20 protein-coding genes are annotated in these 20,677 nt (G+C 72.4%); 11 read left to right on the top strand and 9 right to left on the bottom strand.

Annotated elements, in window-relative coordinates:
• Positions 1 to 53: 53 nt before the first annotated feature.
• From LP52_RS20570 to LP52_RS20540, 7 genes are all read left to right on the top strand, one after another.
• Entirely contained in the window at positions 54 to 1,967 is a 1,914-nt protein-coding gene (locus LP52_RS20570) for a methylmalonyl-CoA mutase subunit beta (protein WP_040275998.1), read from the top strand.
• Complete coding sequence (scpA, locus tag LP52_RS20565) at positions 1,964 to 4,180, top strand: methylmalonyl-CoA mutase (RefSeq protein WP_040275997.1); 2,217 nt, start codon at positions 1,964 to 1,966, stop codon at positions 4,178 to 4,180. The genes LP52_RS20570 and scpA overlap by 4 nt, the downstream gene beginning before the upstream one ends.
• A 31-nt stretch (positions 4,181 to 4,211) precedes the next feature.
• Positions 4,212 to 5,282, top strand: a complete 1,071-nt coding sequence (meaB, locus tag LP52_RS20560; protein WP_084723368.1) for a methylmalonyl Co-A mutase-associated GTPase MeaB — start codon at positions 4,212 to 4,214, stop codon at positions 5,280 to 5,282.
• Between the two features lie 311 nt (positions 5,283 to 5,593).
• Positions 5,594 to 5,965, top strand: coding sequence for an STAS domain-containing protein (locus tag LP52_RS20555; RefSeq protein ID WP_040275996.1), 372 nt, complete (start codon positions 5,594 to 5,596; stop codon positions 5,963 to 5,965).
• A gap of 110 nt (positions 5,966 to 6,075) precedes the next feature.
• On the top strand, positions 6,076 to 6,708 hold the full coding sequence (locus LP52_RS20550; RefSeq protein WP_040275995.1) for a class I SAM-dependent methyltransferase: 633 nt from the start codon (positions 6,076 to 6,078) through the stop codon (positions 6,706 to 6,708).
• A gap of 65 nt (positions 6,709 to 6,773) precedes the next feature.
• Positions 6,774 to 7,244, top strand: a complete 471-nt coding sequence (locus tag LP52_RS20545; protein ID WP_040275994.1) for an NUDIX hydrolase — start codon at positions 6,774 to 6,776, stop codon at positions 7,242 to 7,244.
• Positions 7,245 to 7,314: 70 nt separating this feature from the next.
• Entirely contained in the window at positions 7,315 to 7,626 is a 312-nt protein-coding gene (locus LP52_RS20540) for a hypothetical protein (RefSeq protein WP_040275993.1), read from the top strand.
• 72 nt (positions 7,627 to 7,698) lie between these two features.
• Here the strand turns inward: LP52_RS20540 and LP52_RS20535 are convergent, their stop codons facing one another.
• Positions 7,699 to 7,977 carry a DUF6504 family protein gene (locus tag LP52_RS20535; RefSeq protein WP_040275992.1) on the bottom strand — a complete coding sequence of 93 codons (279 nt, stop codon included), beginning with the start codon at positions 7,975 to 7,977 and terminating at the stop codon, positions 7,699 to 7,701.
• A gap of 322 nt (positions 7,978 to 8,299) precedes the next feature.
• On the opposite strand from LP52_RS20535, the gene LP52_RS20530 reads away from it, so the two are divergent.
• On the top strand, positions 8,300 to 8,956 hold the full coding sequence (locus LP52_RS20530) for a TetR/AcrR family transcriptional regulator (RefSeq protein WP_052810077.1): 657 nt from the start codon (positions 8,300 to 8,302) through the stop codon (positions 8,954 to 8,956).
• 24 nt (positions 8,957 to 8,980) lie between these two features.
• Here the strand turns inward: LP52_RS20530 and LP52_RS20525 are convergent, their stop codons facing one another.
• The 5 genes from LP52_RS20525 to LP52_RS20505 form a co-directional block, all read right to left on the bottom strand.
• Complete coding sequence (locus LP52_RS20525) at positions 8,981 to 10,000, bottom strand: M48 family metalloprotease (RefSeq protein ID WP_084723366.1); 1,020 nt, start codon at positions 9,998 to 10,000, stop codon at positions 8,981 to 8,983.
• Positions 10,001 to 10,240: 240 nt separating this feature from the next.
• Positions 10,241 to 11,011, bottom strand: coding sequence for a DivIVA domain-containing protein (locus tag LP52_RS20520; RefSeq protein ID WP_040275991.1), 771 nt, complete (start codon positions 11,009 to 11,011; stop codon positions 10,241 to 10,243).
• 193 nt (positions 11,012 to 11,204) lie between these two features.
• Positions 11,205 to 11,531: a hypothetical protein gene (locus LP52_RS25900; protein WP_052810076.1), complete on the bottom strand. Its 327-nt coding sequence runs from the start codon at positions 11,529 to 11,531 to the stop codon at positions 11,205 to 11,207.
• Between the two features lie 161 nt (positions 11,532 to 11,692).
• A complete protein-coding gene (locus tag LP52_RS20510) occupies positions 11,693 to 12,073 on the bottom strand; it encodes a VOC family protein (RefSeq protein ID WP_040275990.1) in 381 nt (126 codons plus the stop codon).
• 186 nt (positions 12,074 to 12,259) lie between these two features.
• Positions 12,260 to 13,150: an N-acetylmuramoyl-L-alanine amidase gene (locus LP52_RS20505; RefSeq protein ID WP_040275989.1), complete on the bottom strand. Its 891-nt coding sequence runs from the start codon at positions 13,148 to 13,150 to the stop codon at positions 12,260 to 12,262.
• A gap of 157 nt (positions 13,151 to 13,307) precedes the next feature.
• Here LP52_RS20505 and LP52_RS20500 point away from each other — a divergent pair, with 157 nt between their 5' ends.
• Together LP52_RS20500 and LP52_RS20495 are read left to right on the top strand one after the other, a co-directional pair.
• Positions 13,308 to 13,667 (top strand): YkvA family protein, encoded by a 360-nt coding sequence (locus tag LP52_RS20500; RefSeq protein ID WP_040276076.1) that lies wholly within the window; start codon positions 13,308 to 13,310, stop codon positions 13,665 to 13,667.
• Positions 13,668 to 13,936: 269 nt separating this feature from the next.
• Positions 13,937 to 16,363, top strand: a complete 2,427-nt coding sequence (locus tag LP52_RS20495; protein WP_052810075.1) for a beta propeller repeat protein — start codon at positions 13,937 to 13,939, stop codon at positions 16,361 to 16,363.
• Between the two features lie 133 nt (positions 16,364 to 16,496).
• Here the strand turns inward: LP52_RS20495 and LP52_RS20490 are convergent, their stop codons facing one another.
• The 3 genes from LP52_RS20490 to LP52_RS20480 form a co-directional block, all read right to left on the bottom strand.
• Positions 16,497 to 17,768: an ROK family transcriptional regulator gene (locus LP52_RS20490; RefSeq protein ID WP_040276074.1), complete on the bottom strand. Its 1,272-nt coding sequence runs from the start codon at positions 17,766 to 17,768 to the stop codon at positions 16,497 to 16,499.
• Positions 17,769 to 18,139: 371 nt separating this feature from the next.
• Positions 18,140 to 18,343, bottom strand: coding sequence for a developmental transcriptional regulator BldC (bldC, locus tag LP52_RS20485; RefSeq protein WP_013155387.1), 204 nt, complete (start codon positions 18,341 to 18,343; stop codon positions 18,140 to 18,142).
• Between the two features lie 685 nt (positions 18,344 to 19,028).
• Positions 19,029 to 19,958 carry a hypothetical protein gene (locus tag LP52_RS20480; protein WP_040275988.1) on the bottom strand — a complete coding sequence of 310 codons (930 nt, stop codon included), beginning with the start codon at positions 19,956 to 19,958 and terminating at the stop codon, positions 19,029 to 19,031.
• Between the two features lie 367 nt (positions 19,959 to 20,325).
• Here LP52_RS20480 and LP52_RS20475 point away from each other — a divergent pair, with 367 nt between their 5' ends.
• Entirely contained in the window at positions 20,326 to 20,586 is a 261-nt protein-coding gene (locus LP52_RS20475; protein WP_040275987.1) for a DUF3073 domain-containing protein, read from the top strand.
• Positions 20,587 to 20,677 lie beyond the last annotated feature (91 nt).

Genomic DNA, 20,677 nt, shown 5'->3' with positions numbered 1-20,677 from the left:
CTTCGGGACCCGCATTGGTCGAGCGTCGACGCGGTTGCCTAACATCCGGAGGTATGGAGACGCCGGAGAGCGGTCCGCAGACCGCGCAAGGGGAGGGGGCCGCCGGGTTGACGCTCGCGGACTTTCCCGAGGCCACGTACGAGCGGTGGCGCGAGCTCGTCGCCGGCGTGCTGAAGAAGACCGGCGTGGAGGTCGATCCCGACGACCCCGCGCCCGAGGAGACCCTGGCCACCGACACCTACGACGGCGTCCGGCTGAGTCCGCTGTACACGGCCGGTGACGCCCTCGACTCCGGTTACCCCGGCCTGGCGCCCTTCACCCGCGGCGGCCGCCCGCACGGGAGCGTCACCGAGGGCTGGGAGGTGCGCCAGCAGCACCGCGATCCGCGGCCCGACCGTGCGCGCCAGGCGGTGCTCGCCGACCTGGAGAACGGCGTCGGTGCGCTGTGGCTGGTCTGCGGCGGGGCGGGCGTCCCGGTCGGCGGGATCGGCGAGGTCCTGGCCGACGTCCACCTCGACTTCTGCCCGGTCACCCTCGAACCCGGCGCCGACTACGAGGCTGCCGCGCAGGAGCTGGTGCGCGCCTGGACCGACCGCGGTCTGCCGGAGAGCGCGGTGGCCGGCGGTCTGGGCATCGACCCCCTGAGCGTCGCGGCCCGCACCGGTGAGCCCGCCGACGTCCGAGGTGCGGCGCGTACCGCCGCCGCCTTCGCCCAGCGCCACCCGCGCCTGCGGCTTCTCACCGCCGACGCGACCCCTTACCACGAGGCCGGCGGCTCCGACGCCCAGGAGCTGGGCGCCGCCGTGGCCGCGGGCGTGGCCTACCTGAGAGCGCTGACCGGCGAGGGCATGGAGCTCGCCGAGGCCGCGCGGCGCCTGGAGTTCCGCTTCGCCGCGAGCGCCGACCAGTTCGCGACGATCGCCAAGCTCCGCGCTGCGCGGGCGATGTGGGACCGCGTGCTGGAGGCCTGCGACCTGGACGCCGCCGACCGCCCGCCCATGTACCAGCACGCCGCCACCTCGGCGGCCATGGCCACCCGCCGTGACCCCCACGTCAACATGGTCCGCACCACGCTCGCGTGCTTCGCCGCCGGTGCGGCCGGCGCCGACGCCGTGACGGTGCTGCCCTTCGACTCGGCCCTGGGCCTGCCCGACGGCTTCGCGCGGCGCATCGCCCGCAACACCCACGCTCTGCTGGCCGAGGAGTCCCACCTCACCCGGGTCGTCGATCCGGCGGGCGGCTCGTTCTACGTCGAGCGCCGCACAGCCGACCTCTACGGCGCGGGCTGGGAGTTCTTCCAGGATCTGGAGGCCGCGGGCGGCATGGCCGAGGCGCTGGCCGGCGGCCTGGTCGCCGAGCGGGTCGAGGAGGTGTGGCGGCGGCGCCGCGACGCGATCGCCCACCGGCGCGACCCCATCACGGGCGTCAGCGAGTTCCCCGCCCTCGACGAGGCGCCGATCGAGCGCGAGCCGCTCCCGGGCCCGGAACCGGCCGCGGCGGGCGGCGCGGCCCTGCCGCGGCGGCGCTACGCCCAGGAGTTCGAGGAGCTGCGCGACCGCTCCGACGCCCATGTGGCCGCGACGGGTGCGCGCCCGCGGGTCTACCTGGCCACGCTGGGCCCGGTCGCCGCACACACCGCGCGCGCCGCGTTCGCCGGCAACCTGCTGCGCTCCGGCGGGATCGAGACCGTGGGCGGCGACTCGACAGGAGGCGCCGCCGAGGCGGCAGCCGGGTTCCGCGAGAGCAGCGCCCGCATCGCCTGCCTGTGCGGCAGCGACGCCCTCTACGCCGAGCACGCCGCCGCGGCCGCCGCCGCGCTCAAGGAGGCCGGGGCCGAGCGGGTGCTGCTGGCGGGGCGGCCGGGAGCCGCCCCCGAGGAGGCCCCGGTGGACGCGTTCTGCTTCGCCGGATGCGACGCGCCCGAGCTGTTGGCAGACCTGCACGACGCCCTGGGGGTGGTCGAATGATTCCCGACTTCAGCCGTATCGGACCCGGTTCCGCCGCCGCCGGCGGCGGGGCCCGCACCGCCGACTGGGCCCGCGCCTTCGAGGAGGCCACCGGCAAGACCCCCGAGTCGCTGACGTGGGAGACGCCCGAGGGGATCGGCGTCAAACCGCTGTACACACCGGCCGACCGCGAGGGATTGGGACTGGAGGGGCGGTTCCCCGGCGTTCCGCCCTACCTGCGCGGCCCGTATCCGACCATGTACGTCAACCAGCCCTGGACCGTCCGCCAGTACGCGGGGTTCTCGACCGCGCAGGAGTCCAACGCGTTCTACCGGCGCAATCTGGCCGCCGGGCAGAAGGGGTTGTCGGTCGCCTTCGACCTGGCCACCCACCGCGGATACGACTCCGACCACCCGCGCGTCACCGGCGATGTCGGTATGGCGGGGGTGGCCATCGACTCCATCTACGACATGCGCCGGCTCTTCGACGGCATCCCGCTGGACCGCATGAGCGTGTCGATGACCATGAACGGCGCGGTGCTGCCGGTGATGGCGCTCTACATCGTCGCCGCCGAGGAGCAGGGGGTGGCGCCCGAGCAGCTGGCGGGCACCATCCAGAACGACATCCTCAAGGAGTTCATGGTCCGCAACACCTACATCTACCCGCCGCAGCCCTCCATGCGGATCATCTCCGACATCTTCGCCTACACGTCGCAGCGCATGCCGCGCTTCAACTCCATCTCGATCTCCGGTTACCACATGCAGGAAGCCGGGGCCACGGCCGACCTGGAGCTGGCCTACACGCTGGCCGACGGCATCGAGTACCTCCGCGCCGGGCGGCGCGCGGGCCTGGACGTCGACGCGTTCGCGCCGCGTCTGTCGTTCTTCTGGGCGATCGGCATGAACTTCTTCATGGAGGTCGCCAAGCTCCGGGCGGCGCGGCAGCTGTGGGCGGGGCTGGTGGGCTCCTTCGAACCCGACAACCCCAAGTCGCTGTCGCTGCGTACCCACTCCCAGACGTCGGGATGGTCGCTGACCGCCCAAGACGTGTTCAGCAACGTGGTGCGCACCTGTGTCGAGGCGATGGCCGCCACCCAGGGCCACACCCAGTCGCTGCACACCAACGCGCTCGACGAGGCGCTGGCGCTGCCCAGCGACTTCTCCGCGCGCATCGCCCGCAACACCCAGCTGGTGCTGCAGCAGGAGTCGGGTACCACGAGCGTCATCGACCCCTGGGGCGGCAGCCACTACGTCGAGCGCCTCACCGCACAGCTGGCCGACCGCGCCCTGGAGCACATCGCCGAGATCGAGCGGGCCGGGGGCATGGCCGCCGCGATCGACGCCGGCATCCCCAAGATGCGCATCGAGGAGGCCGCGGCACGCACCCAGGCGCGTATCGACTCCGGCCGCCAGCCGGTCATCGGCGTGAACAAGTACCGGCCCGAATCCGAGGACGAGATCGACGTGCTGCGCGTCGACAACAGCCGGGTGCGCGCCGAGCAGTTGGACAAGCTGGAACGGCTGCGCGCCGAGCGCGACGACTCCGCGGTGCGCGCGGCCCTGGACCGGCTCAGCGCCGCGGCGGCGGCCGAGTCGGGCGGCGCCGGGCTGGAGAACAACCTCCTCGCCGCGGCTGTCGACGCGGCCCGCACCAAGGCCACCGTCGGCGAGATCTCGGCCGCCATGGAGCGGGTCTTCGGCCGCCACGCCGGCCAGGTCCGTACCATCCAGGGTGTGTACCGAGACGAAGCCGGGGCATCCTCCGATTCCCGGTCCGCCATGGACGCCGTGGCCGAGCGGGTGGGCGCCTTCGAGGAGAACGAGGGCCGCCGGCCGCGCATCCTCGTCGCCAAGATGGGCCAGGACGGGCACGACCGCGGGCAGAAGGTGATCGCCACCGCGTTCGCCGACCTGGGATTCGACGTCGACGTGGGCCCGCTGTTCCAGACCCCGGCCGAGGTCGCCGCTCAGGCCGCCGAGTCCGACGTGCACATCGTCGGCGTCTCCTCGCTGGCGGCCGGGCACCTGACCCTGGTCCCGTCGCTGCGTGCCGAGCTGGCCGCACTGGACCGCTCCGACATCAAGATCGTGGTGGGCGGCGTGATCCCCCCGGCCGACCACGACGCCCTGTACGAGGCCGGGGCCGCGGCGATCTTCCCGCCGGGCACCGTCATCGCCGAGGCCGCGCTGGGTTTGCTGGACACGTTGGAATCCGAGTTGGGCCACCCGTCGTGAGGTCCGCAGCGCGATCCGCCGAGGAGCCGCGGTGAGCCGCACCGTCGACATCGACGCCTACACCGAGGGGGTCCTGGCCGGGCACCGCCCCACGCTCGCCCGCGCCATCACCCTGGTGGAGTCCCGTCGGCCCGACCACGCCGAGCAGGCCCAGGAGCTGCTGGTGCGGCTGCTGCCGCACGCGGGCAAGGCCCACCGCGTCGGGATCACGGGAGTCCCGGGGGTGGGCAAGTCCACCTTCATCGACACCTTGGGCGCCCGGCTCACCGGGCAGGGCCACCGGGTGGCGGTGCTGGCGGTGGACCCCTCGTCCACGCGCAGCGGCGGCAGCATCCTCGGCGACAAGACCCGCATGGAGCGGCTGTCGGTCGATCCGCAGGCGTTCGTGCGGCCGGCGCCCACGGCGGGCACGCTGGGCGGGGTCGCCCGTGCCACTCGGGAGACCATGGTGCTGATGGAGGCCGCGGGCTTCGACGTGGTGCTGGTCGAGACCGTGGGCGTGGGCCAGTCCGAGGTCGCCGTGGCCAACATGGTCGACTGCTTCTGCTTTCTGACCCTTGCGCGCACCGGCGACCAGCTGCAGGGGATCAAGAAGGGCGTGCTGGAGCTGGTCGACCTCGTCGCGGTGAACAAGGCCGACGGCCCGCACGAGACCGACGCCCGCAAGGCCGCCCGCGAACTGTCCCGCGCGCTGCGGATGCTGCAGCCGGTGCACCCGGCCTGGCGGCCGCCGGTGCTGACCTGCAGCGGGTTGACCGGCGACGGCCTCGACGGTTTCTGGCAGAGCGTCCGCGACCACCGCAGCGCGCTGGAGGAAGCCGGGGAGTTCGCCGAGCGCCGCAGCCGCCAGCAGGTCGACTGGATGTGGGCGCAGGTGCGCGACCGGCTGATGGACAGCCTGACGGCGCACCCGCGAGTGCGCGAGGAGACACCGCGCCTGGAGGACGGAGTCCGCGCGGGGGAGCTGACTCCCACACTGGCGGCCGAGCGGATCCTCGCCGAGTTCGCGGGCGGAAGCCCGGAACCGGGCCGCCAGGTCACGACGGGTACGGACGAATCGGGCGAAGGTAATGATTCATCACATCGTCCGCCAATCCCGTGATGACGGGGTTGGACGCCGGGCATGAAACAGGTCACAATAGCGGCGCGGTGGATTGCCGTTTATGTGGAGAAAATACTTGCGCTACGGCATTCCCGTCGGACGGCAGGGCTAATACCGTATGTGGTCGAAGGCTTACGGAAACAGGGCCGAGCCTCGGTGGTCCGCCCTGTCGGCGTCGGCCGCGCCGCGAACCCCTCCGTCGGCGGCCGCAGCCGAGAGGAAGCGCGGATGGACCCCTACCGAAATCCGCAGTTTTCCGTAGGGTGAGCAAGGGGACCCCTCATCGACACGTGGGGCTGGGAGGAGTGAACGTGCAGAGGCTTGGGCTGAGTACCCGGGTCGAGAACCACAGCGTGATCGTGAGTGTCGAGGGCGACCTCGACATCGCGACCGCAGACGACCTCCACGAGCATGTCCTGTCCGCGATCGACAAACACGGACCGTGGTTGATCCTCGACCTGACAGGGCTGGAGTTCATGGACTCCAGCGGCCTGAACGTCGTCATCAACGCCTACCGCGCCGTCAAGGAGCACGGTGGCAGCCTTGCGCTGGCCGCGCCGAACGAACGGGTGACCAAGGTCGTCCGCCTCGTCGGACTGCACCGGCAGGTTCCGGTCCATAATTCCGTTTCGGCGGCCGTCAACGCCATGGAGCTGCTGGAGAGCAAGCAGCAGGCGGGCTGAGCAACCCGCCCCTGCCCCCATGGCCGACCGCGCCGCGGCGCGCGGCGCCCCGGGATTCCGGGGCCGCCGCGGTGCCGTGCGAGCGCACACGCTGTGCACTCGGAGCCATCGTGGACCTCTCGTGGAACCACAACGCCCATTACCACGATCACCTGCTGCGCCATGTGCCCGATCACTGCGTGCGCGCGCTCGACGTCGGCTGCGGTACCGGCGCCTTCGCGCGCCGCCTCGCCGGCCGCTGCGCGCGGGTCGAGGCGATCGATCCCGACCCGGCCGCGATCGCACAGGCACGTGAGCGCACCCCGCGACGGCTGGGCGTCCGATACACGGATACCGCCCTGGCCGACTACGGCATCGCTCCCGGTGCCTACGGCTTCGTCTCCGCCGTAGCGAGCCTCCACCACATGGACTTCGCGGAATCGGTGCGCGCCATGGCCAACGGTCTCGCGCCGGGCGGCGTCCTGGCCGTCCTCGGGCTGTACCGCCGGCAGAGCGCGGCCGACTACGCCGTCAGCGCTGCCGCTCTGCCGCCGGAATGGGCGATCGGCGCCGGTCTGCGCGCCGCCCGCGCCGCGACCGGAGTGCGCGCCCCCTCGTCCGAAGCGCCCGTAGCCCTGCGGGAGCCCCGGATGAGCCTGGCCGAGATCCGCCGCGCGAGCCGGTTCCGCCTGCCGGGCGCCCGGATCCGCCGCCTGCTGTTCTGGCGCTACTCCCTCATCTACACGCGCCCCCCGGCCGACTGACGGCGACGCACGCACCTCTCCATCCCGGGCGGGCGCTTTCCGCCGCGCTGGGTAATGTCGGAGCCATGCCCACACCCGATTTCATCCTCCGCCTGCGCAAGCACGTCGGCCACGAGCTGATATGGCTGACGGGCGTGACGGCCGTGGTCGTCGCGGAGTCCGGGGAGATCCTGCTGCACCGGCGCGCGGACGACGGGTGCTGGAGCACCCCCGGCGGCATCCTGGAGCCCGGTGAGCAGCCGGCCGCCGCACTCGTCCGCGAGGTCGCCGAGGAGACCGGCGTCGACGTGGTCCCCGAGCGGATCGCCGGCGTGGTCACCGAGCCGCCGTTCACCTACGGCAACGGCGACCGGGTGCAGTTCATGGACGTCACCTTCCGCTGCCGCCCGGTGGGCGGGAGGGCGCGCCCCGACGAGGAGGAATCCTTGGAGGTCGGCTGGTTCACGCCGGACCGGCTGCCCGCCATGAACGAGCGGATCATGCGCCGCATCGCCCACGCCCGCGAGGAGGGGCCCGCGTACTACGTGGAGCCGTGAACGCCTCCGCGACCGGACCGGGGCGCCGGCCCCGCTGCGCGATGTCGGTGCGATGGGGGATGCTGGTCGGGTGAGCGGACCGGCGAACGAGGATTCCGGCGCGGCGGGGACGGATGTCGAGCATCTGGCCGCGGTCCTGGCGCGCCGTCGGCGCGAACTCACGGGCGGCCGGGCCACGATCGGCGCGTCGTCGGTGGTCCACGCCGTCGAGGAGACCGTGTGGGCGGGCGTGCGCGTGCCTGCGGTCCTATGCCGCGCCGCCGCCGACCCGTTGCGCCTGCACCCGGCTGAGAACCCGGTGACCTGCCGTCGCTGCCTCAAGAGGGCCTCTGGCGGACGCAGCGCCCGCGTCCCCCGGGGACAGACCGAACTCGACGTCTGAGCCGCCTCCTGCTACGCCCGCGCGCCCGGCCGTCCCGCGCACTGCGGCCGGGCGGCCGGGCGGCCGGGCGGGTCAGTCCCACAGGCGGCGCATGGTCCAGTTGCCGGAGGCGCCGTCGCAGGTGATGTCGGCGATGCTGTGCTCCCCCTCGGGAGACTCGGCGGCCACGCGGACCAGCCGTACCTCGGTGGCCGTGGCCCGAGCGCCGCGCCCGCGGGAGGCGGGCTCACCCGGCGAGCACCACGAGCCGATGACGCGCCGGACACGGTAGGTGCGGTCGCGCCAGGCGAAGAACGCGGGGTGACCGCCGGTGGTCGATCTGACGTCGATCCGTTCGTTGTAAAGACTCACATAAGGAGTGTATCGAACAAAGGTTCGATCTCGCATCGGCCTCGGGCGTGTCGCGACGGCTCCACCAGCCTAGGACCGTACCGGGCGCCGGTGTCGGTGCACGTGCCGCCGCGGCTGCATCACAAGCCCTGCTGTGTCCCTCGTGGCCTGCGCAAACATCGTCGAGATCGGTGTCGGTCGGAGGCGGCGGTCCGGCGTGTCGCGCTGGTGGGCGCCCGCGGTGTGTCGGACCGTCGGGTGTGCGCGCGGCGACCGACCGGATGGTATGTCTATCCTGGGATTCGCTCTCGACGACGCGGCAGACCGGAAGACGGGAAGACGCATGCAGAATACGGACGGCTCCGAGCGGTCGGCGACCGCACCCGACCGCAGCCTCGCGGTTCCCGACCGGCTGCTGTCGGCTGCCTCGCGGCTCTTCGCCGAGCAGGGCTTCGAGCGGACCTCGGTGCAGGAACTGGTCTCGGCCGCCGGGGTGACCAAGGGGGCGATGTACCACTACTTCACCTCCAAGGACGACCTGCTCTACGCGATCTACCAGCGTGTGCTGGCGATGCAGATGGAGCGGTTGAACCGGTTCGCCGCCGCCGAAGGGCCGGCGCGCGAGCGTCTGTACGCCGCCGCGGCCGACGTCGTGCACACCACTGTGGACAACCTCGACGACACCCGGATCTTCTTCCGCTCGCTGCACATGCTCTCCGAAGACCGTCAGATCGCCGTGCGCAAGGAGCGCCGCCAGTACCACGAGCGCTTCCGCGCGATCGTCGAGGAAGGCCGGCGCCACGGCGCCTTCCGTGCCGACGTGCCCGCCGACGTCGCCGTCACCCAGTACTTCGGGGCCGTCCACCATCTGAGCACGTGGTACCGCGCCGGCGGCGAGCTTACCGGCGCGCAGGTGGGTGCCTACTTCGCCGATCTGCTGCTGGCGGGGCTCACGCCTGAGGACTCCGGAAGCGCGCGGCCTCCGGAGTCCACCGCCTAGCCGACCGGATCCCGCCCCGACGGCTCAGAGGAAGACGCGTCCAGGGCGGGTGCGATCGCGCAAGGCGGCCATGCGCTTGGTGTTGGCGGGCCGGCTGGAGAGCAGGTTGTACAAGAGCAGGAACGGCCCCCGGTCGGTGCGCGCCCGCTCGGCCATCTCGCTCATGTTGACCTGCGCGTACAGCCGCGTGCCCCCGGCGAGCACGCGGATCGCGTGCACGCCCTCAGGGCAGTGCGCGTGCGCGTGGTCGTCGGCCGTGTACTCCGCAGCCCGCGACAGCGACGAGCCCAGAACGGGCACCAGCCGCCCCAGCGCCGTCGACGCGCGCAGCCAGAACGACGCGTGGCCGGCGGCGATGTGGCCCAGTTGGTGGGCGACCACGAAGCGCAGCGCGTCGGGGTCGCGCAACCTGCCGCCGGCCTCGAACAAGTCGCTCGGGACGACGACGTAGCCGCGCCTGCCGTGCCCGGCGGCCCAGGCGCGCTGACCGCCGGAAGCCGGGCACACATAGGCGTCGGGTGTGCGGGCCAGGCCCATATCGACGCTCAGTCGCCGGATCGTGTGGTCGGCCTCGGGGAACTGCGTCGGAGAGATCCGGACGGACTGCGCCCGCTGACGGGCGTGGCGCAGTCCGCTCGACGCCCAGCATCCGCCCGGGACCCCGGCGAGCACGAGCGCTGCGGTCCCCAGGGAGACTGCGCCTTGGGCTGTCAACAGGGTGTGGACGGCGGTGGCCAGTGCCGCCGCGGTCACCAGGACCGCCGCTGCGGTCAGCGGCCACTCCCAGGGATGCCGGGAAACGGATGGGGCATCGGTCGGCGCCGTCGCGCCGGCGTGCGGTTGGGAACGGGGCGGGGTCTGCGCCCCCCGCAGCGGGACATGGTCGGAGCCCCCGCCCGCTCGGGTGGGGCCGAGCTGCGGTTCCTGTCGGGTGAGCGGTGAGGGCGCCCGGGTCGCGGCCGTGTGCCCCGACCGCGACCGCGCGGTGGAGCGCAGCGGTGGGAGGCGGTGCTGACCGCTGCCGGAGGCCGCTGTGTGCGTCATGGTGCTGCCCTCCTCCGCGTCCGTCGTGCCAGTTCCGACACGCACGTGTGCGTCAAGTTACCGCATATTACTTTCCGTATCGGATGCAAGGCGCGCAGATTCGAGCGTGTCCGGAGGGCGACGCTTTCGGTGCGGCCCGTGCGTGCGGACCGCCCGGCCCGCGGGCGGCGCAGCGGGCCGGGCCAGGGCGCGGGAGCGCGGCGATCGGGACTGCGCCGCCCTCCAGTGCCCTGGCCCGCACTACTCGGTGCCCTCGTAGTGGCGGAACTCCTGGGCGAGGAAGTCCAGGAAGGCGTCGACCTGAGCCGGGTCGTAACCGGGTCGGGCGCGCGTTGTGGAGAATTTGACGCGATCCACGTGGGCGGCGCTCAGCGGCGCGCGCTCGGGGTGGCCGTGGACCAGGGCCTCCAGCGTGGCCTCGGCGCTGTCCAGGAAGGCGTCGACCTCCTCCTCGTGGTATCCGGTGGTGAGCCGGGTCGTGGAGAACTGCTGGTTGCGGATGTCCTCCGGCCGCAGCGGCGGACGCCCGCCCTGCGCCGACGGCGGCGGGCCGACAGGGCGGGGCGGCCCTCCGACCGGCGGGGGTGCAGGGGCCGGGGGGCCGGGAGGCGGCGGAGGAGGGGGCGGGCCGTCGGCGGGCCCGGGGCCGTGCCGTGCAGGCGGTGCCTGCGGCCCTCCTTGCGGCCGCTGCGGAGGCTGGGGCCCGGTGCTGGGCCAGGCCGCCTCGGAAGGGCGGCTCAGGCCGTGCGCCCGCAGTTCGGCGGCGACGATGTCGAGAAAGGCGTCGACCTCCTCCTCGTCGTACCCCGGACTCAGCCGCGTGGTCCGGAACTTCGCGTGCTCGACCTCTTCGGCGGTCATGGGCGGCCCGCTGCGCAGACCTCCCTGTAGGCCCGCGAACGTGGCCTCGACCCGATCCAGCAGCGCGTCGACGTCTTCCTCGTTGTAGCCCGGGCGCAAGCGCACCGTGTTGAATTGCTTGTTTCGTATGTCACCGGGTGTCAGAGGCATGGCTACATTGTGCCGATTCTCCGACGGGACATGGGCGGAGACTCCTCGGTCGGCTCCCCGGTCACAGGTGCCCGGCCGAGAGCGGCGGGGTGGCGGGGCGCGAGCGGATCCGCCGGAAGCCGCGGATTCCGGGGCGGCGGCGCCGACGGCCCCGCGGTGTCGGCCGCGGGGCTGCGCTTCGTCGGCGGATTCCTCAGTTTGGCGCCGGCTTCTCGCCCTCCGGGCCGCCGACGGCCTCGCCGTGCACGTGTGCCAGGCGGTTCAGCAGCCGCTCGTAAGCGGTGTGCACTTGGGCGCGGTCGTAGCCGCGCAGCACGACGTCGAACCCCGCCCCTTCGCGCGCCTGGGCGGGCGTGATGGCGCCGCCGGTGGCTGGCTCCGCGATGCTGCGCTGCATCGTCTCAAGCAGGGACATGACTTGGGCGCGATCATAGCCGCGCAGCACCACGTCGAAGTCGAGTGGGGCCTCGGCCGTATCCGGGGGGTTCTCAGCGGGGGTTGCGGGGGACGAATCGGTCATCGTGCGATTATCGGGCATCGTTCGTCGCCGCGGAACCCGTGGGCCTCGCAGCGACCCCGGCCGGGGGATCGTCCGGATGCGGTCAGCGGTCGGCCTTCGCGGACCGTCGGCCATCCGCGCGCCCTCCGCCCGGGCGCGGCCCTCGTCGCCGCCGAGGGCCGTCAGAGTGGGTCGAGGCGGGCCTTGAGCAGGCAGAACTCATTGCCTTCGGGGTCGGCCAGCACATGCCACTGCTCCTGCCCTGTCTGGCCGATGTCGGCCGGGTGCGCACCCAGCTTGAGAAGGCGCTCGAGTTCGGCGTCCTGATCGCGGTCGGTGGCGTTGACGTCGATGTGCAGCCGGGACTTCCCCTGCTCCGGCTCGTCCCTGCGACTGACGATGATCGTCGGCTGCGGACCGCCGAACCCTTCGCGCGGCCCGATCTCCACCGAGCCGTCGTGCATGCGGCCGAGCACGACGAAGTCCAGGACCTCGCACCAGAACCGCTCCAGCACCTCGGGGTCGCGGCAACCGAGCACGAGCTCACCGATACGACATGCCATAACCGAAACCTGCTCTCCGCTTGGGAAGCGCCGGGGAGGCCACACGCGAACGGGCCTCCGCGGCGAAAACACCCGCAACCGTACCGAGCGGGGCGAGCGGGAGCGAGGTGTTTTCCAGTCCTCGCCCGCCGGGCCGCAAGGCGGGGACCGGGGTCGCGCAGGAGGGCGGCGACCGTCGAACGCGTCCTAGCCCTCCTTCTCCTCGCCCTCCCGGAGGAAGCGGCCGATCCCCTCGGCGACGGATTCCGCGGCCTTCTGCCGCCATTCGGGATCGGCCAGGTCGGCGGCATCGGCGCTGTTGCTCATGTTCCCGGCCTCCAGGAACACCTTGGGCACGTCGGAGAGGTTCAGCCCGCCCAGGTCGGTGCGCGCGTCCAAGCCGTCCTCGGCGATGTAGTCGGCGCGCTGCTGGCCGGTGCCCTCCTCGAACGCCGAGCGCACATCGAGGGCCAGGCGCCGTGAAGGCTCGGCGATGTCGTCGGTGTAACCGTCCAGCTCGCCGGGCCGGATGATGTGGAAGCCCCGCCCGCTCGACGGGCCTCCGTCGGCGTGGACGGAGATGGCGGCGTCGGCGCCGGCCTCGTTTCCGATGGCGGCGCGCTCGGTGATGCAGGGACCGACGCCCTCGTTGTCCTCGCGCGTGAGCACCACCTCGGCGCCCTCGTCCTCCAGGCTGTCGCGCAGCCGCTTGGACACGTCCCAGTTGAAGGCGTGCTCGGAGTAGCCGTCGGCGGTCTCGGCGCCGACGGTGTCGCAGGCCTTGCGCCCGTGGCCGGCCTCGACCAGCTCGCTGATCTCCTCGGACGCGTCGGCGTTGCCGCCGTTGTGGCCGGGGTCGATGACCACTGTCGTGCCCGCCAGCGGGCCCGTGGACTCGGTCGCCTCATCGCCGGCGCCCGAGCCGCGCTCATCGGCGGTGGCATCCGAACCGTCGGAGGCGGAGGGGGCGGGAGCGGCGGAAGGGTCGGGTGTGCCGCCTCCCGAGACCGCCGTACAGGCGGACAGGGCGAGGACGGCCGCTGCCACGAGCGGGGCGATTCGTGGCGCTTTCCCCGGTAAGGCGGTCTTCGTTCGCATGGCGGTCCAGGAGGTCCTTATGTCGGGAGCGAGGGGGTGGGACCAACCTAGCCGCTCGACGGAACATTCGCTCCCGGCGACGCGTCATATCGTGAGTAGTGCGATGTTCCGGCCACGCGGGCCGGACCGCCGATACGCACCGATCGAGGTGAAGCCGATGCGCAAGAGCAACCGCGCCGCCGCCGGAGCCGCGGCATGGCAGGCCGTGCGGCACAGCGCCCGGCCGGGAGCCCCCGGGCTGGGGGAACGCGCCGCCGCCGTTCCGCGCATGCTGATGTCGCGCCTGCGCGGCCGTTACGAGGGCATCAGCATCTCCCGGATGATGATGTACGTCCTGGCCGTCGCCTATGTCGCTTCCCCCGTCGACCTGGTGCCCGAACTCTTCGTGCCGGTGCTTGGCCTGGCCGACGACGTCGGTGTCGCCGTCTGGCTCGTCACGGGGCTGATGGGCGAGTCGGAGCGCTATCTGCAATGGGAGCGGCGCGACGGCCACGTCCAGGGCCACGTCGTCGGCTGACCCGCGGGCTCCCCGGTCGGCTTTCGCGCGGCCGGGGCGCCTGACGTCGTCGAACGCCTCGGCCGCGATCACCCTGTGAAATCGGGCGGTTTCCTCCCGTTGACGCGGTCTCGGGTTCCTCCGCACACTGATCGCGACGCTCCGTCCGCGCTCCCCGGTCCCTGATCCGCCAACCACACCCGAGCCGTCGTCGAATCGGTTCGATGCGCCGCCCGAAGCGGCGCATCCGGAGCCGAGCGCGGGCCATCCCCCACCGCAAGGAGCCCGCCGTGACCTCCCCGCCCCGTCCCTTCCCCCACCCCTGCCCGCGCCCGCCTTCCGCCCGCCGGCACCGCACCGCGCGAACCGGCGCAGCAGCGGCAGGGCTGCTGCTCGCCGCCGCCTCCCTCACAGCGCTGGGCCCCGCGGGCCCGGCGGCGGCCGAGTCCGGCGACTACACGTGGCACAACGCCCAGATCGAGGGCGGCGGCTTCATCCCCGGAGTCGTCTTCAACCGGTCGGAGCCCGGGCTGGCCTACGCCCGCACCGACATCGGCGGCGCCTACCGCTGGGACGGCGACGACGGGCGGTGGGTCCCGCTGCTCGACTGGGTGGGCTGGGACGAGTGGGGCTGGACCGGTGTCGCCGGGCTGGCCACCGATCCCGTCGACACCGACAACGTCTACGCCGCCGTGGGCACCTACACCAACGACTGGGACCCCGGAAACGGCGCCGTCCTGCGCTCCCGCGACCGCGGCGAGACGTGGGAGGCCGCGGAACTCCCGTTCAAGCTGGGCGGCAACATGCCCGGCCGCGGCGTCGAACGGCTCTCGGTCGACCCCAACGACAACAGCGTGCTCTACCTGGGCGCCCCCGGCGGCCACGGCCTGTGGCGCAGTACCGACTACGGCGAGACCTGGTCGGAGGTGGAGTCGCTGCCCAACCCCGGCGACTACGTCCAGGACCCGGACGACTCCTCGGGGCTCTCCAGCGACAACCAGGGCGTGGGCTGGATCGCCTTCGACGAGACCAGCGCCTCGCCCGGAAGCCGTACCCAGGACGTCTACGTCGGCGTGATGGACAAGGACGACACCGTCTACCGCAGCACCGACGGCGGAGAGTCCTGGGAGCGCATCCCCGGCCAACCGGAGGGGCACCTGGCCATCGAAGGCGTGGTCGACCACGAGAACGGCCTGCTCTACATCTCCACCAGCGACACCGGCGGTCCCTACAGCGGCGACAGCGGCGACGTGTGGAAGTTCGACTTCGCCACCGAGGAGTGGACGAACGTCAGTCCGGTGCCCTCGGGCTCCGAGGACAACCACTTCGGCTACGGCGGGCTGACCATCGACAGGCAGAGCCCCGGGACCCTGATGGTCGGTACGCAGATCTCCTGGTGGCCCGACATGCAGATGTACCGCACGACCGACGGCGGCGAAAGCTGGACCCAGGCCTGGCGCTACGGCGCCTACCCCGAGCGGATCAACCGCTATGAGATGGACGTGTCCGCGGCACCGTGGCTGACCTTCGGCGAAGACCCGGAGCCGCCCGAGACCGCGCCCAAGCTCGGCTGGATGACCCAGGCGATGGAGATCGACCCGTTCGACTCCGATCACCTGCTCTACGGCACCGGCGCCACGCTGTACGGCATCGAGGACCTCACCGACTGGGACGCCGACGAGACCGTCACCGTCGAGCCCAAGGCGCGCGGCATCGAGGAGACCGCCGTAAACGACCTCGCCGCACCGCCGGGGGACACCCCGCTGGTGTCGGCGCTGGGCGACATCGGCGGGTTCCGCCACGAGGACCTGGGCACGGTGCCCGACCTCATGCACACCGAGCCCTTCCACGCCGATGTGACCTCGCTGGACTTCGCGGAGTCGGCGCCGGAGCACTTCGTGCGCGTGGGCAGCGGTGACGACGACTCCGTCCCCTCCATCGCCGTCTCCTCCGACGGAGGCGCCACCTGGCAGCCCGGCCAGGAGCCCTCCGGAGTCACCGGGCCGGGCACCGCCGCCATGGCCGCCGACGGCTCGGCGATCGTGTGGAGCGCCGAGGGCGCCGGGGTGCACAGCTCCACCGACTCCGGGGCCTCCTGGTCGGCGTCCTCGGGCGTCCCGGAGGGCGCGCGGGTGCAAGCCGACCGCGTCGACCCCGACGTCTTCTACGCCCACGCCGGCGGGGCCTTCTACGTCAGCACCGACGGCGGCGCCACCTTCGAGGAGTCCGCCGCGCAGGAGCTGCCGCAGAGCAGCGTCCGGTTCGCGGCCGTGCCCGGCAACACGGGCGACGTCTGGCTTGCGGGAGGCTCCGAGGACGGCGCCTACGGTCTGTGGCACTCCACCGACTCCGGCGCCTCCTTCGAGCGGCTGTCCGGGGTGGAGGAAGCCGACACCGTCGGATTCGGCAAGGCCGGACCCGGCTCGGACTACCCCGCCGTCTACACCAGCGCCAGGATCGACGGCCGGCGCGGGATCTTCCGCTCCGACGACGGCGGCGCCTCCTGGACGCGCATCAACGACGACCGGCACCAGTGGGGCTGGACCGGGGCCGCCATCACCGGCGATCCCGACGTCTACGGCCGTGTCTACGTCTCCACCAACGGCCGCGGCATCGTCTACGGCGATTCGAACGATCCGCAGTGGTGGCAGGACAGCGAGACGGGCTGGTGGCAGGACGGCGACACGGAGTACTGGGAAGGAGGCTGGGGCGACTGACCGCGCCCTCAGGCCGCACCGGCGGCGGAACGGCGCGCCCGCTCCGCCGCCGGCCGGGGACCGCAGCGCCGGAAGCCGGTTCGGCGCGCGACCGCGGTCCGGCGGGCAACCGGCGGAGCTGGGGCTCCGGGCCTCAGGACGCCCCTTCGTCGGCGGCGGCCACGCCGCTCTCCTGCGGCGGGGGCAGCGGCAGCCGACCGCTCTCCATCGCGTCGATCATCGCCGCGGCGCCGCCCTGCGCGGCGGCGCTCAAGCCCAGCGCCGAGGTCTCGACGACGCACCCGCCCGCGTCGGGCGCGAAGGAGAACTCGCGCACCGCCGGCCGGCACGCCGGAAGCAGCCACGGCGCGAGCGGCACGAAGTACCCGCCCAGCACCACGACGCCCGGGTTGACCAGGTTGACCAGTGTGGCCGCGCCGCGCCCCAGCCAGGCACCCGCAGTGTGCAGGGCCTCCACGGTGACCGGGTCCCCGGCGGACGCGCGCTCGACGGCCGTATCGACCAGGTCGGCCAAGTCGGCGCGGGTGAGCGCGCCTGCGGGGAAGCGGTCGGGCAGCGCCGCGCGCAGGATCGCCTCGATTCCGGCCAGCGCCTCCAGACACCCGCGCCGTCCGCAACCGCACGGCGGACCGTCCTCGACCATCCGCACGTGCCCGATCTCGCCGGCGAACCCCGCGGAGCCCCGCAGCAACTCGCCGTTCATCAGCACACCCGCGCCGATGCCGACCTCGCCGGTGATGTAGACGAGGTCGCCGGTGCGGGCGAGGTGGCCGCCGCGGTACTCGGCCACCGCGCCGAGATTCGCGTCGTTGTCGACGAGGACCGGCATGGGCGCCGAGCCGGCCTGCTCCATCAGCTGTTCGAGCCGGCTGCGCAGCGGGGTTCCGCGCCAGGCGAGGTTGGGAGCCCGGGTGACGACGCCGTTGGGGGCGTCGACCAGGCCGGGCACGGCCACGCTCAGCCCGATCAGGGTGCGGCTGCGTAGAGCAGGGGAGGTCGCCACCGACTGCACGGCCTCGACGATGCGGCGCGCGCACGCGTCGGGGCCCGCCGCTCGGGCGTCGAAGGCGATGTGGCGGGTGACCAGGCCGCGTTCCAGCAGGTCCACGGCGACCACCGACAGGTAGTCGACGTTGACCTCCACCCCGATCGCGGCGATGGTCAGGTCGTCGAGCGCGAGCATCACGCCGGGCCGGCCGACCCGGCGCTCGGCGGACTCGCCGGTCTCGCGGAGCAGGCCGCGGGCGATGAGGTCGGCGACCAGGCTGGAGACCGTGGTCTTGTTCAGCCCGGTCGCGGCGGCCACCGCGGCCCGAGAGCACGGGGCGAGCGTGCGTACCGCCCGCAGCACGACGCCCAGGTTGGTCTCGCGTACGTCGTGGAAGCCGGTGGGGCCGGCGCGCATGTCCTTCACGTCGGCCTCCCTCTCCCCGTCGCCCTCGGCCGGGGTGCCGGGGCGGCGCGTCGTCGCTTCCGTGCCATGGCGCCGCCTCCTCCTCCGCCGACGCCGCGTGCCTGCACGCTCGCCGGGTCCCCCGGCAGGGGGCCTGCCGCCGGTACAGCAGCGAACATACCGACAGCGCCGACGCGGCGGCAAAGCTGCCCCCGCTCGCAGCAGGGACGATGCGTGCGGAGCGGGCGCAGCAGAGGGCTGCCCGCGGGCCCGGCCGCCCCGCGCGAGCGAAAGGGCGGGCCGCCGTGCGGCCCGCCCTCAGCGGTAGGGGAGTTCCGCACTCCCCGGTCGATCCCCCCGGATACGGCACAAGCCGGGAGAGATCACTCCGTGCGCTGGCTGGGGATGCCGGCCAGCAGAGCGCGGACCTCGGTCTCGCGGTAGCGGCGGTGGCCGCCCAAGGTCCGAATCGAGGTCAGCTTGCCCGCCTTCGCCCAGCGCGTGACGGTCTTGGGGTCCACGCGGAACATGGTGGCGACCTCGGCAGGGGTCAACAGGGGCTCCGCCTCGGGCGTGCGAGTTGACATGTGTACGGCCTCTCCTCCTGGATCTGTGTGCCGATCCTGAGCCTTATCCTGGCACTTGGGCCCGGATGTCCAATATTGCCCTCGTAGGTCTATATTGGCATCACCCGAGGTGATTACGCGACCACTTACCGCGACTTTGTCGGATGGGAGACTCCAAAGGCGCCCATGGGTCGCGTCACGCTGAGTGATTCTAGCGACACGTTTAGTGGCATGTGGCGTATTCGGTCAAAACTTCGTTCTCCGGCCCTGTTTTTCTCGATCCGGTGAACCGGAAGTGCTAGGGGCGGCCGGACTGAAACCCGCGTCGCAGTCGTCGAGGCATACCGTCCCCTGGCCTCTGGCCAGGTCTTTCGCGAGCGCGAGCGGCGCGAGTGAGGTACCTGTCTTCTCTCATCGACGCCTCTCCAGTGTCACGTACATCCTCGGTGTGCCCCGGCTTTGCGGTTACGCAGGGTGCGTTCGGTGGCCGGCTCGACACAGTCTATGTCGGTCCCTATGGAGGGGTATGCCCAGTTTCGGTGGTGTTGATGCCAACTGTGAACCTCGTCCGGACATATCCGCCTGTCAGAGCGCAGTAGAACGACCGCGCTGGGTGAGAAACCTGGCCGCCAGGTTGGTGTTCGGCGTGGCGGCGGGCCAATGGAACGTGAAGGGGTTTCGCGATCGGCTGGGGAAACCGTGACCCTCAGTTGGCGTACTGGAGGGCTTGGCGCTTCTTCCAGCGCCCGGTGACCCTCTGGTACATCGCCGTCGCCAGCTCCTCCTCACCCGTCTCCAACCCGGTGAGCGCCGCGGCCACCTCGGCCACCGACTGGTCCTGGCGCAGCCCCTCGTCGTCGACCAGGTGCACCAGACCGCCGTAGTCCAGCTCCAGCAGGGCGCGAGGATGGGCCACGCCCAGCAGCCAGTCCTGCAGCTGCTCGGCCGCTGACAGCATGGGCCCGTCGCCGACGTGCTCACGCAGCAGGGCGATCGCGCGCTCCAGCCGGGGCCGGGCCTCGGACATGGCGGCGACATACAGCAGGGTCCGCTGCGTCTGGCCCGCCCGCCCGGCCGGGTGGCCGCTGCGCTCGGCGGCACCGCAGCCCTCTCCCCGCTCGGCGGCGGGGTCGGCGGTCTCAGCCGGCTGCTGGTCGCCGCCCAGCACCAGGCAGCGCTCGGCGGCGTCGAACGGGGCGAACCAGTGGATCGGCACCGTCCACGTGCTGGTCAGGATCTGCGTGCGCATCGGCTCGCCGCGCTCGCGCCAGCGCTCGAACCGCGCCTCGGCGGCCGCCGCGATCGGCTCGGGCACAAAGGCGGGGCTCAACCGCGCGGGGGTTTCGTCGCGGAACTCGCGCAGTCCGAGCCAGGACCGCAACCGGGTCTGCCACGGGCAGACGTAGACCTCGCCCTCCAGGCGCCGCACATAGGCGTCCCCGCTCTCCCGCTCGGGCACGGGTACGGGCGGGGTGGCCACCACGCGGCGCAGGCTCTCGTTGTGCTCGGCCGCTACCGCGCTGCTGCGCCGGGGCCGCCGCGAGGAGGCGGCATAGGCCCGCCAGTAGGCCTTCTCGCGGTTGGAGAACGCGATGAGCGGCTGGTACACGCGAAGATAGGCGGTATAGGGCAGCACGCAGGGCATCCTGGCACAGATGGCCGCCCCCGGCATGCCGGGGCCGGTGCCGGGAACAACGCCACTGCACCGCGGCGTTCAAACGGTCGAACGCCCGCACGGCCCGGGGCGCGGTTGGCCTCCGGGCATCGCGGGCAGCGGGGTGACACGCCCGGCTGCCCGCACCGCCGGCTCCGGCCGGCATGGGCCGGTCGCGCGCGGCCTGTTAGGGATGGGCGGCGTAGGCAGGTAGGGGCCAAACCGGGTACGGTTGTATCCGTACGTAAGCTGGCGCCTGTCGTCAGTGCGGTGACGGCCGTCAGCCCGGCATTGCGGTTTTGCTAGTGATCTGGGGTTATCCGAACCCAATCGTTGAGGGGGTCGAGCCATGGGGCGCGGCCGAGCCAAGGCCAAGCAGCAGAAGGTCGCTCGGAGGCTGAAGTACAACACCGGCCACACCGACCTCGATCAGCTGCGGGCAGAGCTGGGTGTCGCTGAGGATGACGGGGCGACGGCGGATGCGCCGGACCAGCCCCACGAAGACCCTTACGACGACCTGGTCGACCGTTATGCGGATCTCGCCGAGGAGTACCCGAGCGGCGGCAAACTGACCGAGGAGGAGTCCGATCGCTCCGACAGCCTCCGCTGAGTCGCCGCATCGGATATCCGTGACATCCGCATGAACCGGGTCTGCTGAACCCGCTGCTACGCATAACGTGCTTGCATTCATATCCGGTCCG

Origin of the sequence: Streptomonospora alba, assembly GCF_000826685.1 — a bacterium.
Taxonomy (GTDB): domain Bacteria; phylum Actinomycetota; class Actinomycetes; order Streptosporangiales; family Streptosporangiaceae; genus Streptomonospora; species Streptomonospora alba.
Note: the sequence above shows the minus strand (reverse complement) of the source record. Positions and strands in the feature narration are given on the sequence as shown.